This window comes from Streptomyces sp. NPDC052109, from assembly GCF_040680195.1.
GTDB lineage: Bacteria > Actinomycetota > Actinomycetes > Streptomycetales > Streptomycetaceae > Streptomyces.
The window spans coordinates 42,778-64,363 of the sequence record NZ_JBFAWF010000023.1 but is presented as its reverse complement, the minus strand read 5'-3'; the positions used below and the strand labels follow the sequence as shown (position 1 = coordinate 64,363).

Annotated in this window: 16 protein-coding genes and 2 pseudogenes; 5 read left to right on the top strand and 13 right to left on the bottom strand. The window is 73.1% G+C overall.

Features of this window, described 5'->3' with window-relative positions:
• Positions 1–169 precede the first annotated feature (169 nt).
• On the bottom strand, positions 170–847 hold the full coding sequence (locus AB0L59_RS33840; RefSeq protein ID WP_365590480.1) for a hypothetical protein: 678 nt from the start codon (positions 845–847) through the stop codon (positions 170–172).
• A 264-nt stretch (positions 848–1,111) separates the two neighbouring features.
• Between AB0L59_RS33840 and AB0L59_RS33835 the strand changes: the two are divergent.
• A pseudogene (locus tag AB0L59_RS33835) lies at positions 1,112–1,563 on the top strand (3-ketoacyl-ACP reductase); the annotation flags it as partial.
• 13 nt (positions 1,564–1,576) lie between these two features.
• Here AB0L59_RS33835 and AB0L59_RS33830 read toward each other — a convergent pair.
• A complete protein-coding gene (locus AB0L59_RS33830; protein ID WP_365590479.1) occupies positions 1,577–3,268 on the bottom strand; it encodes a DUF885 domain-containing protein in 1,692 nt (563 codons plus the stop codon).
• Between the two features lie 53 nt (positions 3,269–3,321).
• The gene (locus AB0L59_RS33825) at positions 3,322–3,807 is read right to left on the bottom strand and encodes an Lrp/AsnC family transcriptional regulator (protein ID WP_365590478.1); all 486 of its coding nucleotides are present in this window, start codon (positions 3,805–3,807) and stop codon (positions 3,322–3,324) included.
• A gap of 60 nt (positions 3,808–3,867) precedes the next feature.
• On the opposite strand from AB0L59_RS33825, the gene AB0L59_RS33820 reads away from it, so the two are divergent.
• A complete protein-coding gene (locus tag AB0L59_RS33820) occupies positions 3,868–5,067 on the top strand; it encodes a PLP-dependent transferase (RefSeq protein ID WP_365590477.1) in 1,200 nt (399 codons plus the stop codon).
• 413 nt (positions 5,068–5,480) lie between these two features.
• Here AB0L59_RS33820 and AB0L59_RS33815 read toward each other — a convergent pair whose 3' ends face one another.
• The 5 genes from AB0L59_RS33815 to AB0L59_RS33795 all read right to left on the bottom strand — a co-directional run bounded on the left by AB0L59_RS33815 (position 5,481) and on the right by AB0L59_RS33795 (position 11,006).
• The gene (locus AB0L59_RS33815; protein WP_365590476.1) at positions 5,481–6,920 is read right to left on the bottom strand and encodes a GNAT family N-acetyltransferase; all 1,440 of its coding nucleotides are present in this window, start codon (positions 6,918–6,920) and stop codon (positions 5,481–5,483) included.
• An 8-nt stretch (positions 6,921–6,928) separates the two neighbouring features.
• Positions 6,929–7,090: a hypothetical protein gene (locus AB0L59_RS33810; RefSeq protein ID WP_365590475.1), complete on the bottom strand. Its 162-nt coding sequence runs from the start codon at positions 7,088–7,090 to the stop codon at positions 6,929–6,931.
• A gap of 138 nt (positions 7,091–7,228) precedes the next feature.
• A complete protein-coding gene (locus tag AB0L59_RS33805; RefSeq protein WP_365590474.1) occupies positions 7,229–8,812 on the bottom strand; it encodes an alkaline phosphatase D family protein in 1,584 nt (527 codons plus the stop codon).
• A 602-nt stretch (positions 8,813–9,414) separates the two neighbouring features.
• Positions 9,415–10,245, bottom strand: a complete 831-nt coding sequence (locus AB0L59_RS33800) for an alpha/beta hydrolase (protein ID WP_365590473.1) — start codon at positions 10,243–10,245, stop codon at positions 9,415–9,417.
• A 107-nt stretch (positions 10,246–10,352) separates the two neighbouring features.
• Complete coding sequence (locus AB0L59_RS33795; protein WP_365590472.1) at positions 10,353–11,006, bottom strand: NAD(P)-binding domain-containing protein; 654 nt, start codon at positions 11,004–11,006, stop codon at positions 10,353–10,355.
• 122 nt (positions 11,007–11,128) lie between these two features.
• On the opposite strand from AB0L59_RS33795, the gene AB0L59_RS33790 reads away from it, so the two are divergent.
• Both AB0L59_RS33790 and AB0L59_RS33785 read left to right on the top strand, forming a co-directional pair.
• Positions 11,129–12,013 carry an RNA polymerase sigma-70 factor gene (locus AB0L59_RS33790; protein WP_365590471.1) on the top strand — a complete coding sequence of 295 codons (885 nt, stop codon included), beginning with the start codon at positions 11,129–11,131 and terminating at the stop codon, positions 12,011–12,013.
• Positions 12,014–12,253: 240 nt separating this feature from the next.
• Entirely contained in the window at positions 12,254–13,015 is a 762-nt protein-coding gene (locus AB0L59_RS33785) for a GntR family transcriptional regulator (RefSeq protein WP_365590470.1), read from the top strand.
• A gap of 400 nt (positions 13,016–13,415) precedes the next feature.
• Here AB0L59_RS33785 and AB0L59_RS33780 read toward each other — a convergent pair whose 3' ends face one another.
• The 4 genes and pseudogenes from AB0L59_RS33780 to AB0L59_RS33765 all read right to left on the bottom strand — a co-directional run bounded on the left by AB0L59_RS33780 (position 13,416) and on the right by AB0L59_RS33765 (position 20,330).
• Positions 13,416–14,570 (bottom strand): ROK family transcriptional regulator, encoded by a 1,155-nt coding sequence (locus AB0L59_RS33780; RefSeq protein WP_365590469.1) that lies wholly within the window; start codon positions 14,568–14,570, stop codon positions 13,416–13,418.
• A 92-nt stretch (positions 14,571–14,662) separates the two neighbouring features.
• Positions 14,663–15,088, bottom strand: a pseudogene (locus AB0L59_RS33775) (response regulator transcription factor); the annotation flags it as partial.
• 93 nt (positions 15,089–15,181) lie between these two features.
• Positions 15,182–19,990 carry a caspase family protein gene (locus AB0L59_RS33770; protein WP_365590468.1) on the bottom strand — a complete coding sequence of 1,603 codons (4,809 nt, stop codon included), beginning with the start codon at positions 19,988–19,990 and terminating at the stop codon, positions 15,182–15,184.
• A gap of 4 nt (positions 19,991–19,994) precedes the next feature.
• Positions 19,995–20,330, bottom strand: coding sequence for a hypothetical protein (locus AB0L59_RS33765; RefSeq protein ID WP_365590467.1), 336 nt, complete (start codon positions 20,328–20,330; stop codon positions 19,995–19,997).
• A gap of 268 nt (positions 20,331–20,598) precedes the next feature.
• Between AB0L59_RS33765 and AB0L59_RS33760 the strand changes: the two genes are divergently transcribed.
• Positions 20,599–21,039, top strand: coding sequence for a hypothetical protein (locus tag AB0L59_RS33760; RefSeq protein WP_365590466.1), 441 nt, complete (start codon positions 20,599–20,601; stop codon positions 21,037–21,039).
• Positions 21,040–21,043: 4 nt separating this feature from the next.
• Here the strand turns inward: AB0L59_RS33760 and mug are convergent, their stop codons facing one another.
• Positions 21,044–21,565, bottom strand: coding sequence for a G/U mismatch-specific DNA glycosylase (mug, locus tag AB0L59_RS33755; protein WP_365590551.1), 522 nt, complete (start codon positions 21,563–21,565; stop codon positions 21,044–21,046).
• Positions 21,566–21,586: the final 21 nt, after the last annotated feature.

Sequence of the window (21,586 nt, the reverse complement as noted above, 5' to 3'; positions counted from 1 at the left end):
CCGCCCTTCCAGTGGCCAGGTCCGGTGCCCACGGCCCGTGCCGCGGGGCGTCTCCGGACGGTGGTCATCTCCCGCTCGCCAGCATGAGAGCCGCGACGGCGTCCCGCCTGTCGGCGCCCCCGATCGGAGCACCGGAGGTTGCCGCCGCGCCGGTACGGGAGGCCGTCCGTCACACGTCCACCCCGGTACGGGGCCGGGCGCGCCCGCTCGCCCGGAAGATGTGCCCGCCGAGCAGCAGCGACCAGGCCGGGAAGACGAGTTCCGCCCAGGGCACGTTGGACGAGGCGACCACCAGGATGACGGCGGTGAGGAAGCCCAGGAGGGTGAGCGAGCGGGGCAGGAGCCCGAGGCGGTGGCCGATCACCGACATGGAGCAGGCGAAGACGGCCGCCATCCGCATGGCGTACTCCGTCAACAGCGTGTACGCGACGTGGCGGCCGAAGTCCCAGGAGGACAGGGGCGGCGCCGTGCCGGCCGGGTGCGCGACGGAGAGGACGGCGCCGGCCGCCGCGGCGGCGCCGAACAGTGTGGCGGTGAAGACGAGTCCGCTGCCGAGGAAGACGGTGGCGAGGAACCTGTCCTCGCTCTCGCCGATGTGCGCCCGTACCGCGCCGACGAACCACAGGAAGAAGATGCCCGTGAAGGGCACGAGCGCGAGGGCCGCGCGCACCGCGTCACGGCGCCCGGCGTCCGTGAAGCCGCGTGCGGTCGTCGCGTCGGCCCCCTGGGGAATGCCGAGCCGCACCAGCACGATCGCCGCCGCGAGCAGCAGCGCGAACACGACTCCCGCGAGCCCGGCGGCCCGCGGCGTCTCCAGCACCTGTTGGCCCGGCCCCTGCTGCCGCATGCCGTCCCGCCTCCTCCACATCGCCTCCGCCCCCAGCTAGCCGCCGCCCGGCGCCTCGCGCCACCGGGGGCGGCCGGACGGCCGAGCGGTGTGTCATCACCCCTGGGAGGAGACGCCGGGCGGTGCTCGGGCCGACGCCGCAGCCGCGGACGGCCGCCCGCGACGCGCTCGCGCCGCATTCCACGCCGCCCCCACGCGGCCGTACCGCCCTTGTCGCCGGGGGCGGCCCGCGTGCCGGGATGATCCCGCGGCGCGCGTCGTGGCGGGCCCGGGGACCTGGCGGACCCGGCCGCACCGGGTCGGCGGCTCGACACGGTGGCCGGCGAGTACGGCAGGCTGGACATCCGCGTCGCCAACCACGCCCTCAGGGCTCGGACGGCACCCTGGACCAGATCGACGCCGCGGTGCTGGACGCGCACGGAGCGGTCCGGCACCCCCTCGGTGCTGCTGCTCGTCCAGACCTACGACCGCTCGCGCGCCGCACCGTCCGACGGCGCCCCCGGCGCGCGCGTGTGCTGATGACCTCGGGGCAGGGCATCGCCGGCGGCAGGCCGGGCGAGGCCGCCTACGCCCGCCCACGCCGCCGTGGCAGCCCGGTTCCCCGGCGGACGCCGGGGCGTCCCCGACGACCCCGCCCGCCTCATCGCCTGGCCGGCCACCGACGAGGCGGGTGGATCACCGGGGAGTTCATCGACTCCGAAGGCGGTCTCCGGCGTCGACGCCGGGCGGTCACAGCCGGGACAGCTCGTCCACCAGGTCGTCCAGGCCGAGCGAACCCTGCGACAGCGCCGCCATGTGCCAGGCCTTCAGGTCGAACGCGGCGCCGTGCCGCTCGCGCGCCCGCTCCCGGCCCAGCAGCCACGCCCGCTCACCGAGCTTGTAGCCGATCGCCTGGCCCGGAATCGTCAGGTAGCGGGTCAGCTCGCTCTCCACGAAGTCCGCCGGCCGGCTGCTGTGCGCGCCGAAGAACTCCTGCGCCAGCTCCGGCGTCCACAGCTCACCGGGGTGGAACGGCGAGTCGGCGGGAATCTCCAGCTCCAGGTGCATGCCGATGTCCACGATCACCCGGGCCGCCCGCATCATCTGCGCGTCCAGGTAGCCGAGCCGCTCCTCGGGCTCCGTCAGATAGCCCAGCTCGTCCATCAGCCGCTCCGCGTACAGCGCCCAGCCCTCCGCGTTGGCGCTGACGATGCCGACCGTCGCCTGGTAGCGGGAGAGGTCCTGGGCCACGTGCACCCACTGGGCGAGCTGGAGGTGATGCCCGGGCACGCCCTCGTGGTACCAGGTCGACACCAGGTCGTAGACCGGGAAGCGGGTCTGCCCCATGGTGGGCAGCCAGGTGCGGCCGGGGCGGGAGAAGTCCTCCGAGGGACCCGTGTAGTAGGGGGCCGCGGCGCCGCCCGGCGGGGCGATGCGCGACTCCACCTTCCGCACCCGCTCGGCGAGCTCGAAGTGCGTGCCGTCCAGATCGGCGATGGCCCGGTCCATCAGGCCCTGCAGCCACTCCCGCACCTCCTCCACGCCCTCGATGTGCCGGCCGTGCTCGTCGACGTGCGCGAGCGCCACCCACGGCGTTTCGGCGCCGGGCAGGATCTTCTCCGCCTCCTTCTTCATCTCGCCGAGGATCCGGCGGAACTCCGACCAGCCGTAGGCGTACGCCTCGTCCAGGTCCAGATCGGTGCCGTTGAAGTAGCGGGACCAGCGCGCGTACCGCTCGCGGCCCACCGTGTTCGGGGCGCCCTCGATCGCCGGCGCGTACACGTCCCGCAGCCAGTCCCGCAGCTCCAGCAGGGCGCCGGTCGCCGCGCGGGCCGCCTCGTCCAGCTCCGTGCGCAGCGCCTGAGGCCCGGCGGCCGCGAAGTCCTCGTACCAGCCGCGTCCCTTGCCGTCCGTGTCCGTCCACTCGGTGAGCTGCTGGATGTACGTCGCGGTCGGCCGGGGAGCCGCGAACAGCTTGCGGTCCAGACCCAGTTGGAGCGACTCACGGTAGCCCGCGAGCGCCGCCGGCACCGCGCGCAGCCGCTCGGCGATCGCCGCCCAGTCCTCGTCCGTCTGGGCCGGCGTGACGGTGAAGATCTCGCGCACCGAGTGGCCCGGCGTGCTCATGTTGCCGACCGCGCGCAGGTGTTCGTCCGCCTCGTGCACGGCGAGCTCGGCGGTCAGCCGTTCCCGAAGCAGCCGCCCGCACCGCCGCTCCACGTCACTGTTCGCACCGGGCTGCCGCTCCGCCTCGTCCAGCTTCGCGAGCGTGGCCCGGGCCAGCTCCGCGAGGGCCTCCTGGCCCGCGGGAGAATAGTCGGGCAGCCGGCTGGAACTCTCCTTCACTCCGAGGTAGGTGCCGGTGACCGGGTCGAGGGCGATGAGGTCGTCGACGTAGGCGTCGGCGACCTGACGGGGCAGCGGGCTCTTGGTCTCAGACATGCGGCCCATCCTCGTACGAGAAGGATCACCGCGTCACCCACGTATGGGGGGATTCAGCTCTCGGCGTGGCCGGGCGGCAGCAGCGGTCCGCACTCCCACTGCTGGAAGATCAACCGGGTCTCCACCCGGGCCACCTCGCGCCGCGCGGTGAACTCGTCGAGCACCAGCCGCTGCAGATCGGCCATGTCCGCCACGGCCACATGCACCAGATAGTCGTCGGGGCCGGTCAGATGGAACACCGTCCGGGTCTCCGGCAGCGCCCGGATCCGTTCGACGAACGGTCCCACCAGCTCCCGCCGGTGCGGTCTGACCTGCACCGACAGCAGAGCCTGGAGCCCGCGCCCCAGCTTGGCCGGATCGAGCCGCAGCTGATGGCCGAGGATCACGCCCGAGCGGCGCAGCCGGGTCACCCGGTCCAGACAGGTCGACGGGGCCACGCCCACTTGCGCGGCCAGATCGCGGTAGGTGGTCCGGGCGTCGTTCTGCAGCAGCCGCAGCAGCTGGAGGTCCACCGGATCCAGTACGACAGATTCGGCCATCGGCCGAACGTAGCACGGTGTTCGACTCTCGTGAACCGTTCGATGTTCACCCTTCCGCCCATGGACACAGCCAGCACCCGTGCCTACGACGGCGTACGCACCGTATCGAGAGCCCTGGCCACCGAGGCCGTGCACGCCGGCCGCGACGATCTCGCCCGCCAGGGCCTGCACGCCCCGCCGATCGACCTGTCCACCACCTACCCCTCCTACGACAGCCGCCGTGAGGCCGACCGCATCGACGCCTTCGCCACCGACGGCGCCGACCCGGCCGGGCCGCCGGTGTACGGCCGCCTCGGCAATCCGACGGTGGCCCGCTTCGAGACCGCCCTGGCCCGGCTGGAGGGCACCGAGTCCGCGGTGGCCTTCGCCAGCGGCATGGCCGCGCTCAGCGCGGTCCTCCTCGCGCGGTCCGCCATGGGGCTGCGGCACGTCGTGGCGGTACGGCCCCTGTACGGCTGCAGCGACCACCTGCTCACCGCCGGGCTGCTCGGCACCGAGGTCACCTGGACCGACCCGGCCGGTATCGCCGACGCGCTGCGCCCGGACACCGGGCTGGTGATGGTCGAGTCCCCGGCCAATCCGACCCTCGCCGAACTCGACCTGCGGGCGGTCGCGCACGACTGCGGGTCGGTCCCGCTGCTCGCCGACAACACCTTCGCCACACCCGTGCTGCAGCGCCCGGCGGAGCACGGCGCCCGGATGGTGCTGCACAGCGCCACCAAGTACCTCGGCGGGCACGGCGATGTGCTGGCCGGTGTGGTCGCCTGCGACGAGGAGTTCGCCGGCCGGCTCCGGCAGATACGTTTCGCCACCGGCGGGGTGCTGCATCCACTGGCCGGCTACCTGCTGCTGCGCGGGCTGTCCACTCTCCCGGTCCGGGTCCGGGCCGCCTCCGCCAACGCGGCGGAGCTGGCGCGCCGGCTCGCCGTCGACCCGCGCGTGGCCCGCGTCCGCTATCCACGGTTGGGTGGCGCCATGATCGCCTTCGAGGTGCACGGCGATCCGCACGAGGTCATCTCCCGGGTCCGGCTCGTCACCCCGGCGGTGAGTCTGGGCAGCGTCGACACGCTCATCCAGCATCCCGCGTCCATCAGCCACCGCATCGTCGACGCGGAGGACCGCAGGGGCGCCGGGGTGAGCGATCGGCTGCTGCGGTTGTCGGTGGGGCTGGAGGACGTGGACGATCTCTGGGCCGACTTGGATCAGGCGTTGGGGGAGCCCGCCCGGACACCGGTGCCGCTGCGGGAGGCGGTGCGCTGAGCGGTACCGGCCGGGCGTGGACGGCGCGAGGTTCGGCCCCGTCGAGTCCCACCGGACCCCATTGGGCAGGCCGGCCCGCGTCGGGCACGCGGGGCACCGTGGGGCACGCCGGGCAGCGCACCGGCGGCTGAGCGCCGTTGCGGCGGATTCACGGTGCGGCCTTCTCCACGGCGCGCCCGGACTCCGACCGCTGCCCGTGGGCCAGGCTGTACGACCCGGACCATCCGCTGCCTCGGCCCTGGCTCACGGAGACGGCCTGACCGCCGGTCCCGCCCCGCCTTCCGTGCCGGCACGGAAGGCGGGGGCGCTGGAAGAAGGTCGGCCGCGGCTGAGCGCGGGTAAGCCGCGGCGGGCCGGGCCGCGGCGCGTGCGGGACCGGCGCCGGACCGCGCGGGTCTGCGTGCGTGACCGGGTCAGTCTCGCCGGGCCGGGGCGCCCAGGTGGCGCTGGTCGGTGGTGGCACGCGCCGCCCGGGAGGCGACTTGTGCGGTGTCCAGGCGTGCCGTGATGACCAGCGTGCCCTCCTCGATCTGGTAGTCCAGGGGCAGCCCGAGTCCGCGCATCGCGGCGACCATGCCGGTGTTGGACGCCTGCGTCACGGCGTACACGCTCTCGCAGCCGGCCTCCATGGCCATCGCCACCAGCCGGCCGAGCAGCTCACCGCCGATGCCGCGCTGCTGCCAGTCGTCCTCGATCAGCAGGGCGACCTCGGTCTCGTCGCCGTCCCACAGCAGATGCCCGAGGCCGACGATGCGGCCGGAAGTGGTCTGCGCGGCCAGGGTCCGGCCGAAGCGGGGGCTGAGCAGGTGGTTCAGGTAGCGGTCCGCGTCGCCGACCGGGCCGTGGTACCGCATGCCCAGCGTGCGCGACGAGCACCGCTCGTGCATCGCCTTCGCGGCGGCCAGGTCCCCGGTGTCGACCCGGCGGACCGCGATGTCGTTGCCCTCGGGCAGCGTCAGCACGTCATGGCCGCGCGGGATGCGCGGGCCGAGCCGGTTGTCCAGTTCCACCAGCGCCCGCGCCCGCGCGAACTCGGTGGGCGTGAACGGCAGGTACGGCCGCTCCACGGTGAGCACACCGCCCTCCGGTGCCCGCAGCCGCATCACGGTGTCCTCCAGCACGCCCTCGACCGGTACGGGCTCGGGCCCGCGGCCCCCGCCGACCGGTGTCCCGGGCAGCGAACGGATCGAGCACCGTCCCAGCAACTGGCGCAGCGCCAGCGGCAGTTCGGCGGCGTCCAGCGCGGTGCGCGCGGCCAGACCGAGCACCCGGGTGGGGGCGTCGACCAGGTCGTGGGCGTCGGCCCGCTCGATCCAGGTGGACGCACCGCCGGCCAGCGAGACCGCCCGGGTCATCTCGGCCGCCGCGAGGGCGCCCGGTGCCCGGAGCAGGAACTCGTCCACGGTGCCGTCGGCCAGCGGGTGCGTCTGAAGGCTCAGGATGTCGACGCGCCGCTCGGCGAGTGCCGCGCACAACGCCGCCAGCGAGCCGGGCTCGTCCTTCACCGTGGTCCGCATCCGCCACAGCGCACCGGTGTCGGCCACGTCGTCCGAGCCGTCGCCCGGCTGCTCGGCGGGCCCGGCCGACCGCGTCCCGGCGGCCGGCCGGGCGCCGGTATCGCTGGTGGGCGGTGCGTGTCCGTGGCGCCGTGCCCACCAGGTGTGGAAGCCGGCCGTCGCGGCGAGCACGACCGCCGAGATCACCAACAGGGCGGGACCGCCGGGGCCGTGCCCGATCAGGTTCGCCACGCCGTCGGCCACGGCGACGGCGGTGAACAGCGCGGCGAGTTCGATGACGTCCCGCCGCCAGTGGTGCACGGGCCGTCCGTGCTTCGCCCGGGTCACGTCAGACATCTCTGGAGTCATGCAGCCACTGTGAAGGAAAGGTGTTGCGTGATCACGAACGGTTTGTGACCGATGAGTAAAGCATGCTCCGTCCGTTTTGTTGTCGTTTCTACGACCTGGTTGCCCGGTACCGCTCCGCTCCAGATCGTGGCGTTGTCGTCCTCGAGTGCCCGCGTCATACGAAAACCGTAGAGGCGACCACTGACATTCCGTCTGACGTGCGGAAACGCCCGTGGTGCGGCGGAGTTGGCCGTGCCGCGCGCCGTGGGATGACACCGGTGCGCGGCACAACGAGCAGCCTACGGGACCGAGGGGCCCTACTGGCCGACCCGGCCCGGCCGGAGCGTCCGGGTGAACAGCACGGTGCCGTCGTACTCGCGCAGCCGGACCGTCAGTTCGCCGCTGTCGCCGTCGATGTCGACCTCGCCGAAGAACTGGTATCCCTGGGCCGGGGACACGTTGGAGGCGGTGGGCGCCTTCACGAAGACCCGGTCCGGGCCGAACGTGCCGTCCAGCGCGCTGGCCGGGAAGGCGCCCGCGTTGAGCGGGCCGGAGACGAACTCCCAGAACGGCTCGAAGTCCTTGAACGCGGCCCGCGACGGGTCGTAGTACTGGGCGGAGGTGTGGTGCACGTCGGCCGTCAGCCACACCGTGCCGGTGATCCGCCGGTGCTTGATGAAGCGCAGCAACTCCGCGATCTGCAGCTCGCGGCCGAGCGGAGCACCCGGGTCGCCCTGGGCCACGGCCTCGAAGTTCGGCCTGCCCTCGACCGGGTCGGGCACGACCAGACCGAGCGGCATGTCGTTGGCGATCACCTTCCACACCGCGCGGGACCTCGCGAGCTCCCGCTTGAGCCACTCCAGCTGCTCGCGGCCGAGGATGCCCACCGGGTCCGTGGTCTGGTCGTCGGGGGAGTTCGCGTTGCGGTAGGTGCGCATGTCGAGCACGAACACGTCGAGCAGCGGACCGTGGTGGACGACCCGGTAGATACGGCCGTCCGGGCGCCCGCTGATCGTGGAGATCGGGAAGTACTCGGAGAACGCCTGCCGGGAGCGCGGCGCCAGCTCGTCGAGCCTCGTCCCGGCCGGGTAGGGGGTGCCGGCGCCGATGACCTCGCCCGGGTACCAGTTGTTGCGGACCTCGTGGTCGTCCCACTGGATGATGTTCGGCACCTGGGCGTTGAACCGCCGCAGCGCCGAGTCGAGCAGGTTGTAGCGGAAGTTGCCCCGGTAGTCGTCGAGGGTGATCGCGACGTGCGACTTCTCCTCGGTGGTGACGCTGCGGTAGACGCCGCCGTCGGGCAGGGCGGCGGTCGCCGCGATCGGCCCGTCGGCGTAGATGTTGTCGCCGCTGCACAGGAAGAAGTCGGGGTCGACCTTCGCCATCGCGTCGAAGATGCGGTAGCCGCCGATGGACTCGTTGATGCCCCAGCCCTGTCCGGCGAGGTCGCCGGACCACACGAACCGCACGCCCTGGCGCCGCCGGGCCGGCGCGGTGCGGAAGGTGCCGGTCACCGGCTCACCCGTGCGGCGCGGGTCGTCCGGGTCGGCGAGCAGCACGCGGTAGTGGACCTGCTCGCCCGCCGGCAGGCCGTGCAGCCGGGTGGTGCCGGTGAAGTCCGAGCCGGCGCCCAGCAGCGGACCGTGCCATCTGCGCGGGTTGCGGAACGACTCGGTGGCCGAGGTCTCCACGATCATCCGCGCCGCCCGGTCCGCACGCACCCACACCAGTCCGGAGTCGGTGGTCACGTCACCCGTCTGCACGCCCCAGCTCGCCTGGGGGCGCCCGGAGCGGGCGAAGGCCGGGGCCGCGCCGAGGCCGACGGGCAGGGTGAGGGCCGCCGAGGCGACGAGGGAGCCGCGCAGAACGCTGCGGCGGCCGGGGGACGGACGGTCTGACATGGCTGCGCCTCCAGGGAAGGGATCCGGCCAGCGGGCAGGGCCACACCTACTGGGGCGCCGAGGCGCACACGCAAACCCGAAGTGAACAACGGGCCTTGGGGCTGCGCCCGCAGCGCGGTGCCGTGGCCTCGAGGGCGCGGTCGGTCGGCTGTGCGGCCCGCAGTCGGCGCCACCCGCCACCGCGCGAAGCCGCGGGTACGCGCGCGTACGGAAGCCGGGCGGGACGGACCGGGCATTCGGCCGTCGGTTGGGGGGCGTCTCCGCAGGCGCCGGTGGAAGGTCGCCCGCGCACGCACGCGTGCGGCGTGACACCGACGGCGGGGACAAGCCCCTCGGGCGGGGCCGGCACCGGTGCTCGGCACGACCCTCCGGTGGGGCCTCGGCAACCGGCACGGCCCCTTCGACGCGGCCCGCACCCCAGGCCGGCCACCGCCCCTGCGGCGAGCCGAAACGGAGGCCGGTCCCTGTCCTTGAGCGAAGGAGGACACCCGGCAACCGGGCCTGCCCGCCCGGCAACTCGTCGCGGTGGGCAGACCCGGCCCCGCGGCGAGCGTCACCCGCCCCGGCCGCCCTGCGCGGTGGTGCGGCCGCCGTCCGCCTGTTCAGCGGCTGCCGTCCAGGATGACCCGCGCGACGAGAGCCGGGTCGTCGTTCATCGGGCAGTGGCCGCAGCCGGGCAGCCGCACCAGCCGGGCGTGCGGGATGAGCTGCTTGGCACGCACGCCCTGACGGCGCACGAGCAGCCGGTCCTGGGTGCCCCAGGCCACGGTGACCGGCAGACCGGGCATGTCGTCGGTGAACCGGACGGCCGCGCCCGCCCGCAGCGTCGCGTCGAACCCGGTGGCCCCCACCAGCGCGAGCGTCTCGGCGACCACGGCCGCCGGGGCACGGCGCGCGGGGCGGGCGTAGATGGTGCTGGTCAGCGCGGTACGGCCGGCCGCGGTGCGCGACAGCCGCTCCACCAGCGGCAGCGGGAGCCGCTGGGCGATGCCCCGCATCGCGAGCAGCACGGCGAAGGCGTACCGGCGCTCGGCCTCCGTCCAGAATCCGGCGGGCGAGAGCGCCGTGACGGACCGTACGAGCTTCTCCCGCCCCAGTTCCAGGGCGAGCAGGCCGCCCAGCGAGTTGCCCGCGATGTGCGGGCGGTCCAGCTCCAGTGCCTGGAACAGGGCGCCGAGCACGGAGTTGGTGGTGGGCAGGTCGTAGGCGAGGCCGGCCGGCAGGCTCGGGGACGCGCCGAAGCCCGGCAGGTCGACCGCGATCACGTCGCGCTCGGTGGCGAGGATGTCCACGACCGGGTCCCAGGCCTGCCGGTGATGGCCGATGCCGTGCAGGAGGACCAGAGGTTCGCCGCGTCCGACCCGCGCGTAGGACACGGTCACGTCCTTCGAGCCGTGCGGAGTGGGGACCTTGAAGGCGACGGTGGCGGACATGGGGTGCTCCTCGTCTGGCTGCTGACGGACGCCGTAGACAGCTTGTCAGCAATTGCTACCGGCCGGTAGCCCCCGGTGGGCGCACATCCCGCGCACGTCCGCGGCCGTCAATCCGCCCGACGCACCTCGATGTTGAAGTCCTCCGTCCCGAACTGCCGCATCAGTGCGAGCCACAACGGCAGATACATCTCCGTCGCCCGCGCCGCTCCGATCCCGCCCAGGTCCAGCACCCGTTCGGCGGGCCAGCCGAATCCGACGAGCAAGGCCCTCACCTGCTCCTTGGCCCCGGCGTCCTCACCGCACACGAAGAGGTGGTGCGCACCCGGCACCCGGCCCGGCTCCACCATCACCCGGCAGTTGACGGTGTTCAGCGTCTTCACCACGCGCGCGTGCGGGAAGGCCCGCTGGATCTGCTCGCCCACGCTGTCCGACTCCACCGGGTCCAGCCGCGGCTGGCCGTCCTCGAACGCCAGCGGATTGGAGACGTCCACCAGGACCTTGCCGTCCAGGTGCTCCGCGCCGGCGGCCCGCAGGGCGTCGAGTGCCACCCGGCCGCTCACCGCGTTGATGACCATCTCCGCCGTCGCGGCCGCCTCCGCGAAGGTGCCCGCGTGGGCCCGCGCGGCCGCGGCCGTGGCCCATTCCAGCGCCACCGGGTTGTCCTTGGTACGGGACCCGAGGGTCACCTCGTGCCCCAGCTCCACCAGCCTGCCGCCCAGTGTGCGGCCCACCTCGCCCGTGCCCAGCACCGCGCACCGCATCGGTCGCCTCCCGGTCACCGGCCGCCGACCCCCGGCGGTCCGCCGTCATTGTGATCCGGACACGTGCGGGACGACCCGATTCCGGGTGGACACCCGCGGTGCGTGTCGGATGGGATGGAGCGGTGACGAGCGAGACCGCCACCGACGTCTTCGAACAGCACCGCCCCCTGCTCACGGGGGTCGCCTACCGCATGCTGGGCCGTGTCGCCGACGCCGAGGACGTGGTCCAGGACGCCTGGCTGCGCTGGTCCCGCGCCGATCACGCGGAGGTCCGCGCCCCGCGGGCCTACCTGGTGCGCGTCACCACCCGGCTGGCCGTCGACCGGCTGCGCCAGGTCCAGGCGCGCGGCGAGGCGTACGTCGGTCCCTGGCTGCCGGAGCCGTACCTCACCGGGTCCGGCGAGGCCGTCCCGGACGCGGCGGAGCGTGCCGTGCTCGCCGACAGCGTCTCCCTCGCCGTGCTGGTCGTGCTGGAGTCACTGTCGCCGCTGGAGCGGGCCGTCTTCGTGCTCAGGGAGGCGTTCGGCCATCCGTACGCCGAGATCGCCACCCTGCTCGGCCGCGGCGAGGCGGCGGTGCGGCAACTCGCGGGGCGGGCACGCCGGCACGTCGACGAACGCCGGCCGCGCTATGAGGTCGACCCCGTGCGGCGACGCGAGCTGACCGAACGGTTCCTCGCCGCCGCGGGCGGTGGCGACCTGGCCGGGCTGATGTCCCTGCTCGCCCCGGACGTCCGCCTGGTCGGCGACAGCGGGGGCAAGGCCAAGGCGCCGGTGCGGATCATGCACTCCGCCGACAAGGTCGGCCGTTTCCTCCTCGCCGTCGCGCAGCGGCCGCCGGTGGATCCCGCGTACCGCCTTCTGGAGGCCAACGGCGGTCCGGCCGTGCTGGTGCTGTCCGCGGGCAGGCCCGACGCGCTGTTGCAGCTGGACGTCGTCGACGGCCGTGTCACGACCGTGTACGTCGTCCGCAATCCGGACAAGCTGCGGCACCTCGTCGACCGCTGAACCACACAGGCCCCACACGCCCCCGTTCTGCGACGGGAGCTTTGCCGCGATGTCACACACACCGCCGTGTACGAACGCCTCGTGAACGCTCCGCGGCAGGTCAGCCCCGCGTCGCCCAAGGGATCGAGGATTGGTCTTGACCAAGGGTGCGGGTCGCCCTATGGTCGCAGAGAAGTGCAACAACCTTTAATAAACAAGGGCGCTAAAAACCGCCGGACCACGGCTCTTGCGGAGGACAGGGTGGGGACCACGCAGCTGGAATCGGTGCCGGAACCGAAGTACTGGCATCTCAAGACAGTGCTCAGCGAGGCACTGGACTCCGAGTTCTCGGTCGGCGAGATCCTGCCCAACGAGCGCGACCTCGCCGCTCGCTTCGGCGTGGCTCGCGCCACGCTCCGCCAGGCCCTCGAACAGCTGGAGCTGGAAGGCCGGCTGCAGCGCCGCCGGGGAGTCGGTACGACCGTCGCCCCGCCGCGCATGGGCGTGGCCGTCGGCACCGAGCAGCACACCTGGCCGGGCGCCGCCTCGGACGCCTGGCAGCCCGTCGACAGCGAGCGGGCGGCGCCGCCCGCCTCCGTCGCCACGGCCCTGGAGACCGGCGCGGACGAGCCAGTGCACACCGTGCGCCGTTCCCGGATGTCCCACGGCCAGCCGGTCGCCACCGAACTGCTCTACATCCCGGCGGCCTCGGTGCCCGACCTCACCGCGATCGACGCCCCGTCCGGACCGGCACGCGCGCGTGCGGTGCTGCGCGAGATTCAGCACCTGACGCTCGAGGGCCAGGACCGCGCCGTCGAGCTGGGATCCGCCCGCGCGGACGACGCCAAGGAGCTCGACCGGCTTCCCGGTTCGCCCGTCCTCGTCGTCACCACCCGTTTCTTCGCCGGGGGTCGCACCGCCGCCCTGTCCGTCGCGACCTACCGCGCCGACACCTGCCGGCTGACCTTCGGCGACTCCCCGGACGTGGAGATACACCACGACCCGGAGCGCCGGGCCTCGTGATCACCGGGTAACTCCGCGAGACCGGCCGGGCGGCCGACCAAGGGGCGGGGGCCGCATCGGTCATACGGTTCCGCCGCGCGGGCGCGACCGGTCGCCAGGGTGCCGCGGCGGCCCGGCGCGGGGCGTCCGGCGGGTGGGGCATGCCGTATCTGCCGGCACCCGGGCAACACCGGGCCGGTGCGGCCGGCCAAGCGTGCGGGCCGCATCGGTCATGCGGTTCCGCGGTGCGGGCGCGAACCGGGGTGCCGCTGCGGCGACACGGCCGTGCCCGGCACCACATGCGCGGATCCCGCCTCCGCGGCTCTTCCCACCACGCCGGGCACCGGCCAGGCTCCGCAAAGGGGCACGTCGGCCAACGGTGGCGAAGCGGCAGAACTCCCGCGCCACCACCCCGCGACGCTCAGCGCCGCGCCACCGTGCCGTCCACCGCGAACAGTTGCTCCTCGACATGGTCCAAGGCCAGGCGCAGCGCCCCCGTGGCCACGACCGCCTCGCCCAGCAGGGACAGCGTCACCCGGGGCGGCCGCAGGCAGTAGCGGGCCAGTTCGCGGCGCAGTGGTTCCAGGACGCCGTCCAGACCGGCCGCCCATCCGCCGATCACGACCAGCTCGGGGTCGAGCGCCAACGCCAGCGCGGCCACGTCGTGCACGAGCCGCTGGATGAACCGCTCGACGGCCGCCCGCGCACGCTGGTCGCCCTCCCGGGCCAGCGCGAACACCTCGGCGACCGCCTGCTCGTCCAGCGGGTGCAGCGGTTCGTCGGTGGTCGACAGCAGCGTCTCCGGAGTCGCCTCCCGGCCCAGCAGGTGCAGCGCGCCGATCTCCCCGGCCGCCCCGCCGTAGCCGCGGTGCAGCCGTCCGCCGATCAGCGAACCCGCGCCCGGGCTCAGACCGGCCAGCACGAACACGACGTCGTCCGTCTCGGCAGCCGCGCCCTTCCAGTGCTCGGCCACGGCCGCCGCGTTGGCGTCGTTCTCCACCAGCACCGGGCACTTGAAGGAACGGCTGAGCCGCTCACCCAGCTTCAGGCCCGTCCATTGCGGCAGCGCCGTGCTCAGCCGTACGGTGCCGTCCGCCTCCACGATCCCCGGCGTGCCCACGCCCACGGCCCGCAGCGAACTGCGCGCGACCCCGGCGCGCCGCAGCAACTCGGCGACCGCGCCGCGCAGCCGGTCGAGCCGCTCGTCCGCCGGGGCCGTCTCGTCGACCTCCTTGGCCTGCGCGCCCAGCACTCGCCCGTCCAGGTCGGACAGCAGCGCCGCGACCCGGTGCGGCCCGATCTCCAGCCCCAGCAGGTGTCCCGCCTCAGCCCGGAAGCGGAACCGGCGCGCGGGCCGCCCCTGCCGGCGCGCGGTGCCCTCGTCGGCCGCGGTCTCCACGACGAGCCCGCCCTCGATGAGCCCTTCGACGACCCCCTCGACGGTCGGCCGGGACAGTCCGGTGACGCGGGTGATCTCGGTGAGCGTCGCGCAGTTCGCGGTACGCAGCGCGCGCAGCACCACCGCGGAATTGATCCTTCGCAGCAGCGAGGGATCGCCGCCGGTCAGCTGCCCCACCGTCCGTCCTTCCAGCTCGCGGGCGTGTTGGCCGGATCGTACTCGGCCCGGCCGCCCCCGGCGAGTGCCGGGTTCCGCAAGTCCGGCCCGGCTCACCCCGGTTCGACGAACCCCGGCTCGTACGCCGCGATCACCGCCTGGGTGCGGTCGCGCGCGCCGAGCTCGGCCAGCACGGCGTCCACATGCGACGTGACCGTCCCAGCGGCCACGACCAGCCGAGCGGCGATCTCCGCGTTCGGCAGCCCTCGGGCCATGAGCCGCGGCACCTGCGCCTCCCGCTCCGTCGGCCGGGCCCGCTCCGGCGCGGTAGGTGCCGGGCGGTCGCCGTCGCCGTACCGGGGGGCGAGGCGTCGTACGGAAGCCGGGAAGAGCAGGGACTCGCCCTCCGCGACCAGCCGCACCCGCCTGCACGGCCGCGTGGCCCCGCTCGAGCAGGAACCCGCAGGCGCCCGCGTGCAGTGCCTCGTACACGTACTCCTCGTTCTCCTGGGACGTCGCACCAGGACCTTCGGCGGCTCCGCGGCCCAGCCGGCCGCACCAGCGGAATCACCGCTGGGCCGCGGGGCTCGGCGTCGAAGAGAAGGACGTGACCGGCATCCGGTCGGCGCGGATCACGCCGGGGAGGCCTCTTGGCGTGCGACGGAGCGCGGTGGCCCCACCGTTGGGGTCGCCTCGTGGAACCAGTCGCGCGCCGCATGGCGGAAGCCATGACGAGAGGCCTCGAGCGCCACCTCCCGGAACGGCCGGCGGAGGCGGACAGCCAGCGAGGCGAGCTCGGCGAGGGACACCTCGACGCCGTCCCGGTGTGGTTCCGCAGGCTTCGCCTCGGGTGAGGCGAGAAGCTGTGCCAGGAGGTCGCCCGGGGAAGGACTCAGGAAGGACTCGACCGGTGCCCCGATTCGGCAGCCCAGTGCCGCGAGCCGCTCGGCGATCTCCGCAGCTGGCTTGCCGAGGCGATGCGCGGCGGCCCGGATGTGCGCCGGCGGGATCACCTCGCCGGGGTCGCCGACGATCAGCCCGTCGGGCAAGTACGGGGCAATCAGGTCGTAGTCCTCGGGAGCCAGGCGGTCGAGCAGCGGGGCGTCGTCCGGAACCCGGTAGCCGAGTTCCGTGAGGCGCCTGCGGACGGCGGACACGGGTATCTCCATCTGCTCGGACACGTCGAGCAGATGGCGCTGCGTGACCGGCTGATCGGGGCGCAGATAGTGCCCCTCGCGCTGGTACCCCTGGCTGAGCAGCATCAGGTCCTCGGCGGAGAGTTCGGTCCACGGCGGCTCGATGTCCGGCGGCGTGAACCCGTGCGCACGCAGGCGCTCGGACACGTCCTCCATGCTCAGACCGGTGATGTTCGAGGCCGTTATCACGTGGGGCGGGAGAACGGTGTCGTCCGGATCCAGCCAGGGCCCTTGGCCGTCCAGGTCCCGGCTGAGGATGACCCGGTCGTCGTCCACCAGAGGCGTGGTGCCGAGTCGTTGCTCGGGCACTGGGATGCCCAGTTCCGCGAGGCGCTCGGCCGCCGCCGCGGGCGACAGGTGCAGCGCGACCGCGGCGACGGTGATCCGGGCGGCGGACAAGGCTGCGTGCCCGTCGGCGAGCGATGCCGCGGTTCGTCCTCCGTAGGCCGCGTCCACCAGTCGCCCGTCGACCTCGCCGGGTTCGGCGTGGCCCTCCGGCGGTGCCGTGACGGTGTATCCGAGCCGCTCCAGACGCTTGGCCGTCTCCGCGACGGTGCTGCGGGCGCGTGCCGCCGAAGAGATCAGCTGAGGCCATGAGACGACGCTGTCCGGGGACAGCCAGGAGAAGTAATCGGCGACTGTGCGCAGATACGGCAGATCGGCGGGTCCCAGGTCGGGGGAGACGGGCAAACGGGGCACCCGGAAGCCCAGCGCGGTGAGTTGCCGCGCCACTTCCCCGGCGGTGCCGCCCGTTTGCTTCACCCCGTCGAGGATGCGGTCGAGATCCGCGATCGCCTGCTGGTCCGTCCACTTGGGGAGGGTGTCCAGGGGGGCTATCCCGGCGTCCTCGAGGACACGGGCGAGCGTGTAGGACGACTCGAAGCGCTTGCTGTAGGGGTTCTGCGCCCGCCAGGCCTGGCGGCGTTCCGTCCAGGCGTTGAACCCGTCGCGCATGAGGAGGTTCAGATCCGTGGGCCGCGCGGTGAGGGGGGCGGACGCGGTGACGACGTCTGTCGTGGGTCCGCCGACGCCCGCACGCAGCAGGGCGAGCAGACGCCAGCGGACGATGTAATCCGGCATGGAGGCGAGGAACACGTGCTCGACCTCCGGCCATGGCTCGGGGGAGTGCGGAAGCTCGCCGGTGAGTGCGCACAGGATCAGGTCGTCCGGCAGGAACACACCGCTGGCCGCGACCGGGACCTGATGTCCCAGGAAGTCCCAGGTGATCCCGGCCGCGGCGGCACGTTCCACGCACGCCGCGGCGAGCTTCTCGTCGGAGTCGCTGACCTGCACCACCCAGTCGTAGGTGAACACCGGACTGGTGATGAGCTCGGACAGGCCGGATTCCTTGAGCCGCTCCACCGCCTCCTCGTCGTAGCGCTGCAGCTCCACCCGGTCCACGGACAGGAGTTCGGGCCGCAGTTCGTCACGGAGGTCGACGACCATGCCGAAGACGTTGCGGTCGGTCTTGATGCCGTCCGCGAGGAACACTCCCCTCCCGGGCACCCAGTACAGCCTGCTGTCCGCGGCCTTGGCCACGGCGGCCCCGGACCGGCCGGGTTGCCGGGCCGATCTCCGGTGTTCCTGCTGATGCTCCCGCAGTGACTCGACACGCAGCTCGTACGGTTCCCAGACGGCGGGTGCCCCGCCCGTCGACACGACGGTGCGGTACGGGGCGATCCACAGGTGTTCGTTGAGAACGGTCAGGCAGGAGAGCGGCGGCTCCGCGTGCTCGGGCGGGTTGAGGTAGAGGGTGACGGTGGTTCCGGCCTCCCTCAGGGGGTCGTACGGCAGCGGATCGATGCGGAAGAGGGTCCCGGGGCCCGCGATGGACACCCGCAGCGCCCGGCCGGGACGTCCGTCCATGCCGAAGCGGCAGGTGTCGACGCTGATCTCGTCGGCCAGCATGAAGTAGCTGAGCACCCCGATGCCGAACCGGCTGTTGGGGTGCAGTTTCAGGTCCTCGGCGTGCTGCTGCCACAGGGCCATCTCCCGCACGTACTCCGGGAGGTGGACGAAGCGCGCCCCCGCCTCGGCGAAGGCGTTGCGGATCTCGGTCTCCCCCATGCCGATGCCGTTGTCCTGGCAGCGCAGGTAGCGGCGTCCCTCGTCGTCGACGCCCTGGGTGAAGGTGATGGTGCCTTCCCAGGGCGCGGGGTCCGCCCCCGTGCGGCGCAGGTACCGCGTGCGCACGTCCCGGTGCCGGCATGCGTCCAGGGCGTTCTGGTACATCTCGCGGACGGCCAGCGCGGGATCCTTGTAGAGGTTGCGTCCCATGAGCAGGTCGAGGACGCGTTCCTCGTCGGCGCGGAACCGGATCGCCTTGCGCAGGTGGGCCGGTGCGTCGAGATCCGCGCCGGCCCGGGCCGGCAGGCCGTCCAGCGGGCGCAGGTCCCAGGGCAGGTCGGTGATCTCGCCGACGTCCCGGAGCACCCCGTCGACCTGGTCGCAGTACATCTCCAGGGCCAGCGCTCCCACGTGATGCCGTGGAGCGGCCCGCAGCGTGATGCTCTTGCCCTGGCGGTCCCAGAACGCGTTCTGCAGGCAGGTGCGCAGGTCCAGCAGGTCGATCTGGTCGCGGACCGCGAGGTTCTGCACGACGACCGGTGGCAGGGCGAGCGGCGTGACCGCGCGCGCCCGGGCCAGCTTCAGGAGGACGGCCAGCAGCCGCTCGCGCACGTAGTGCTGGTCGTCGTGGCCGCCCGCCACCGTGGCCTTGGCCTGCAGTGCCATGTCCCCGGCACCGGTGTCCGCCTGCGGTGACACACCCGAGCCGGGCAGTGAGAAGGGCGACAACCGCAGTTCGTTGACCAGCCGTTGCAGTCGGTTCCGGCCGAGCGCCTCGTCGATCCAGCCGTCCTGGCTCTCGTCGGAGGGAGGGAGCAGGGCGGCGACCACGGAAGGGTGGTACGTCTCCCCCCGGTGGAGCAGCCACCGGTGGAACAGCCACCAGCGGATGTCCCGGACGGCGGTGGTGTTGCCGGCCCGGCGGGCCTGTTCCATGCGCCGCCGCTCACGCGGGTAGCGGTCGGTGAACGTGGTGAACTGGGGCGGTTCCTCGTGGACGGCCGACACCTCGGCCGCGGCGATACCGACCTCGACGGTGTGCGCCAGAAACGGGACGAGGGCGAGGAGCGCGGCCTCGGTGGGCTGGAGGTCGGTCAGGGCACTGGGGCGCTCGGAGGGGGCGCCCGTCACGAGCTGGGCCAGCTGCTGGCTGGTGCGCCTGGCGTGCAGCGGATCGTGCCAGGGGTCGCCGGCCAGGAGCGGTTCGTCCCGCTCGTTCGCCGCCGCGAGACGCGCGGCGATCGCGGCGCAGCGCTGCTTCAGTTCCTCCACGACCGCCGGCTGCGGGTCCGGGACCAGACTCCAGACCTTGTGCTCCGTGACGATGCGGACCCATTGGTGGTCAGCGTAGGAGCGCGGGGAGGCGTCCTCGGCGCCGGGAGCGGCGGGCAGGACGACGATCTCGTCCTGCGCGGGCCCGCTGGTGATCTGGTGGTCGACCTGCTGGGGAGGGCCGCTCTTGCCGCACAGCGTGTGCAACTCCGTGATGCGGGTCTGGAGCGCCTCCAGCAGCTGGGGGAGTGTCACCCCGGGCGTGCCGGCCTCGACCAGGTCGGTCAGCGCGCGGGTGAACAGACTGAACGCGCCGGCGTCCGCGGTGTCGCCCGCCGCCTCGCCCCGTGCCCAGAGGGCCTTCTCCAACGGCGAGCAGGCGAAGACCCGGGCGACCTTGCGGCGCCGCTCCAGCCTCCAGTCGAGATCCTTCCTGCGCGGCACCAGCCGGGGGGACCCCTTGGCCTCCTGCCGTACCCCCTCCCGGCAGGTGTCGAAGAGGAAGACGACGGTGTCCGCCTCGCTGTTCGAGACCGCACGGGCCGCCCAGTCGACCGGCACCGACTCCTCGATGTGGTCGTCGTACGGGTGCAGGCCCTCGGGTACGAGGTAGTCGCGGCCCTCGTGCTGGATCCCGTGCCCGCTGAGCACGACCAGAACGGTGTCGCCCATCCTGGCGTCGGCCAGTGCCTTGTTGACGCTGCCGCGTACCAGGGAGCCGTTGATACCGGTGCCGTGGTCCGTCACGAAGCCGCGCGCGACCAGATCGACGCGGTCGAACCCGCGCCGCAGCAGGGCCGTGCGCAACCGGTTCAGCTCGGCCGGGATGAAGTCGAGCGAGGGGAACTCTCCCTGGGAGGACTGGTAGTCGCTCGCTCCCACCAGCACGGCCAGATGGCGGCCCATCCGGCTACTGCCTGAAGACGAGGGTGATCGCGCGGGTCCCCTGCACCTGGCCGGTGCCGATCAGCTGGACCCCTCCGGTGGCCGTGATCTGGAAGGACAGCTGGGCCTCCTTGAGGGGCAGGGTCCCTCCTCGGGCGGAGACCTCCGCGAACAGCTGTTGCAGGGCGTCCACGGTCGCGGAGAGGTTCTTGCGGAGCGGCCCCAGCGGAACCTGCTGCAGCACGGCATCACCGTTGCGCCGCAGCAACCCCTTCGACTCGTCGAGGAGGTCCTCGACCTCGTCGGCGGACACCCACACGGGGAGGGCGGCTTCAGGTGACTCCGGCGGATCGATGGACATGCGGGTGCGGCTCCTGCTCTCCGGCCTGCTGGCAATCACCGCCATGGTAGGACAACTGCGGTGAACGGACAGGTAGTTGCGGTGTCGTCGCGGGGACTTGCTCCGGTGGGGGACGTCCTCGCCGTGCTCAGCGGGTTCTTCGTCGTCGGGGACATGTCCGGCGGCGGGAGCGCGGAGCGTACGGCGCCGGGTTCGCCTGAACCCGCTGGGAACCCTGCGGACTTTGACGCCCCGCCAATTGTCAGTGGGGGCCGGTTTACTGGATCACATGGGCATCGAGACGTACCTCGTCGTCACCGATCTGCTGTGCTCGCGGGAGTTCCCCGCCGAGGACGGGAGGTCGGACCTCGGCATCGCCGGACCGGGCTACCACACGGCCGAGTTGGCGACCAGCCGTGGCACGCGAGTCGCCGACGCCTCGATGCGCGAGGAGGTGATGGAGCGCTTCCACGAGGAGCGGGAGGCACTCGCCGGCACCCTCACGGAGTGGTGGGGCGAGCCGTCGCACATGGGGCTCCAGACGATACGGCTGCGCACCGCGACGGAGGAGATACCCGAGCCCTGGGCCCGCCTCAGTCACCTCATGGGAGACGTGTACGTCTGGGAGGCACGACAGTGCGGCCGCTGGATCGTCCTGGGAGTCGCCGACCGCGATCCCACGGACGAGATCCAGCTCCTGCTCACCGCCACCGAGACGGACCCGCCGTGACCCGCTACGTCTGCGCGGCCTCCCGCAGCCGGGCGAACTCCTCCGCCATGGTCGCCGCGGTCCAGTGCGCGTTCAGCCCGCTGGGGTTGGGCAGCACCCACACCCGGCTGTCCCCGACGATCCGCTCCTGCGGCCCCACCTGCGCGCTGCGGTCGCCGAAGGCCGCCCGGTACGCGGTCACCCCGACCACGGCCAGCCACTTCGGCCGCAGCCGTGTCACCTTCTCGGCCAGCAGCCGGCCGCCCGCGACGTACTCCTCGGCGGTCAGCTCGTCGGCCCGCGCGGTCGCCCGTGCCACGACGTTCGTGATGCCCAGTCCGTACGCCGGCAGTTCCTGCTGCTCGGCCGGCTTCAGCAGCCTCGGGGTGAAGCCGGACAGGTGGAGCACCGGCCAGAAGCGGTTGCCGGGACGGGCGAAGTGGTGGCCGGTCGCTGCCGTCATCAGCCCCGGATTGATACCGCAGAACAGCACCTGGAGGCCGTCCGCGACGACGTCCGGTACGAGACGGTCGCGAGCGGCCTCCAGCTCCGCCCTGGTGAAGCGCGG

Excerpts from the sequence above, each read along its gene's own strand:
- AB0L59_RS33765 (WP_365590467.1), bottom strand. The coding sequence starts at position 20,330 with ATGTCCATCGATCCGCCGGAGTCACCTGAAGCCGCCCTCCCCGTGTGG.
- AB0L59_RS33760 (WP_365590466.1), top strand. The coding sequence starts at position 20,599 with ATGGGCATCGAGACGTACCTCGTCGTCACCGATCTGCTGTGCTCGCGG.
- AB0L59_RS33840 (WP_365590480.1), bottom strand. The coding sequence starts at position 847 with ATGCGGCAGCAGGGGCCGGGCCAACAGGTGCTGGAGACGCCGCGGGCC.
- AB0L59_RS33830 (WP_365590479.1), bottom strand. The coding sequence starts at position 3,268 with ATGTCTGAGACCAAGAGCCCGCTGCCCCGTCAGGTCGCCGACGCCTAC.
- AB0L59_RS33770 (WP_365590468.1), bottom strand. The coding sequence starts at position 19,990 with ATGGGCCGCCATCTGGCCGTGCTGGTGGGAGCGAGCGACTACCAGTCC.
- AB0L59_RS33800 (WP_365590473.1), bottom strand. The coding sequence starts at position 10,245 with ATGTCCGCCACCGTCGCCTTCAAGGTCCCCACTCCGCACGGCTCGAAG.
- AB0L59_RS33810 (WP_365590475.1), bottom strand. The coding sequence starts at position 7,090 with ATGACGCGGGCACTCGAGGACGACAACGCCACGATCTGGAGCGGAGCG.
- AB0L59_RS33825 (WP_365590478.1), bottom strand. The coding sequence starts at position 3,807 with ATGGCCGAATCTGTCGTACTGGATCCGGTGGACCTCCAGCTGCTGCGG.
- AB0L59_RS33805 (WP_365590474.1), bottom strand. The coding sequence starts at position 8,812 with ATGTCAGACCGTCCGTCCCCCGGCCGCCGCAGCGTTCTGCGCGGCTCC.
- AB0L59_RS33795 (WP_365590472.1), bottom strand. The coding sequence starts at position 11,006 with ATGCGGTGCGCGGTGCTGGGCACGGGCGAGGTGGGCCGCACACTGGGC.
- AB0L59_RS33815 (WP_365590476.1), bottom strand. The coding sequence starts at position 6,920 with ATGTCTGACGTGACCCGGGCGAAGCACGGACGGCCCGTGCACCACTGG.
- AB0L59_RS33820 (WP_365590477.1), top strand. The coding sequence starts at position 3,868 with ATGGACACAGCCAGCACCCGTGCCTACGACGGCGTACGCACCGTATCG.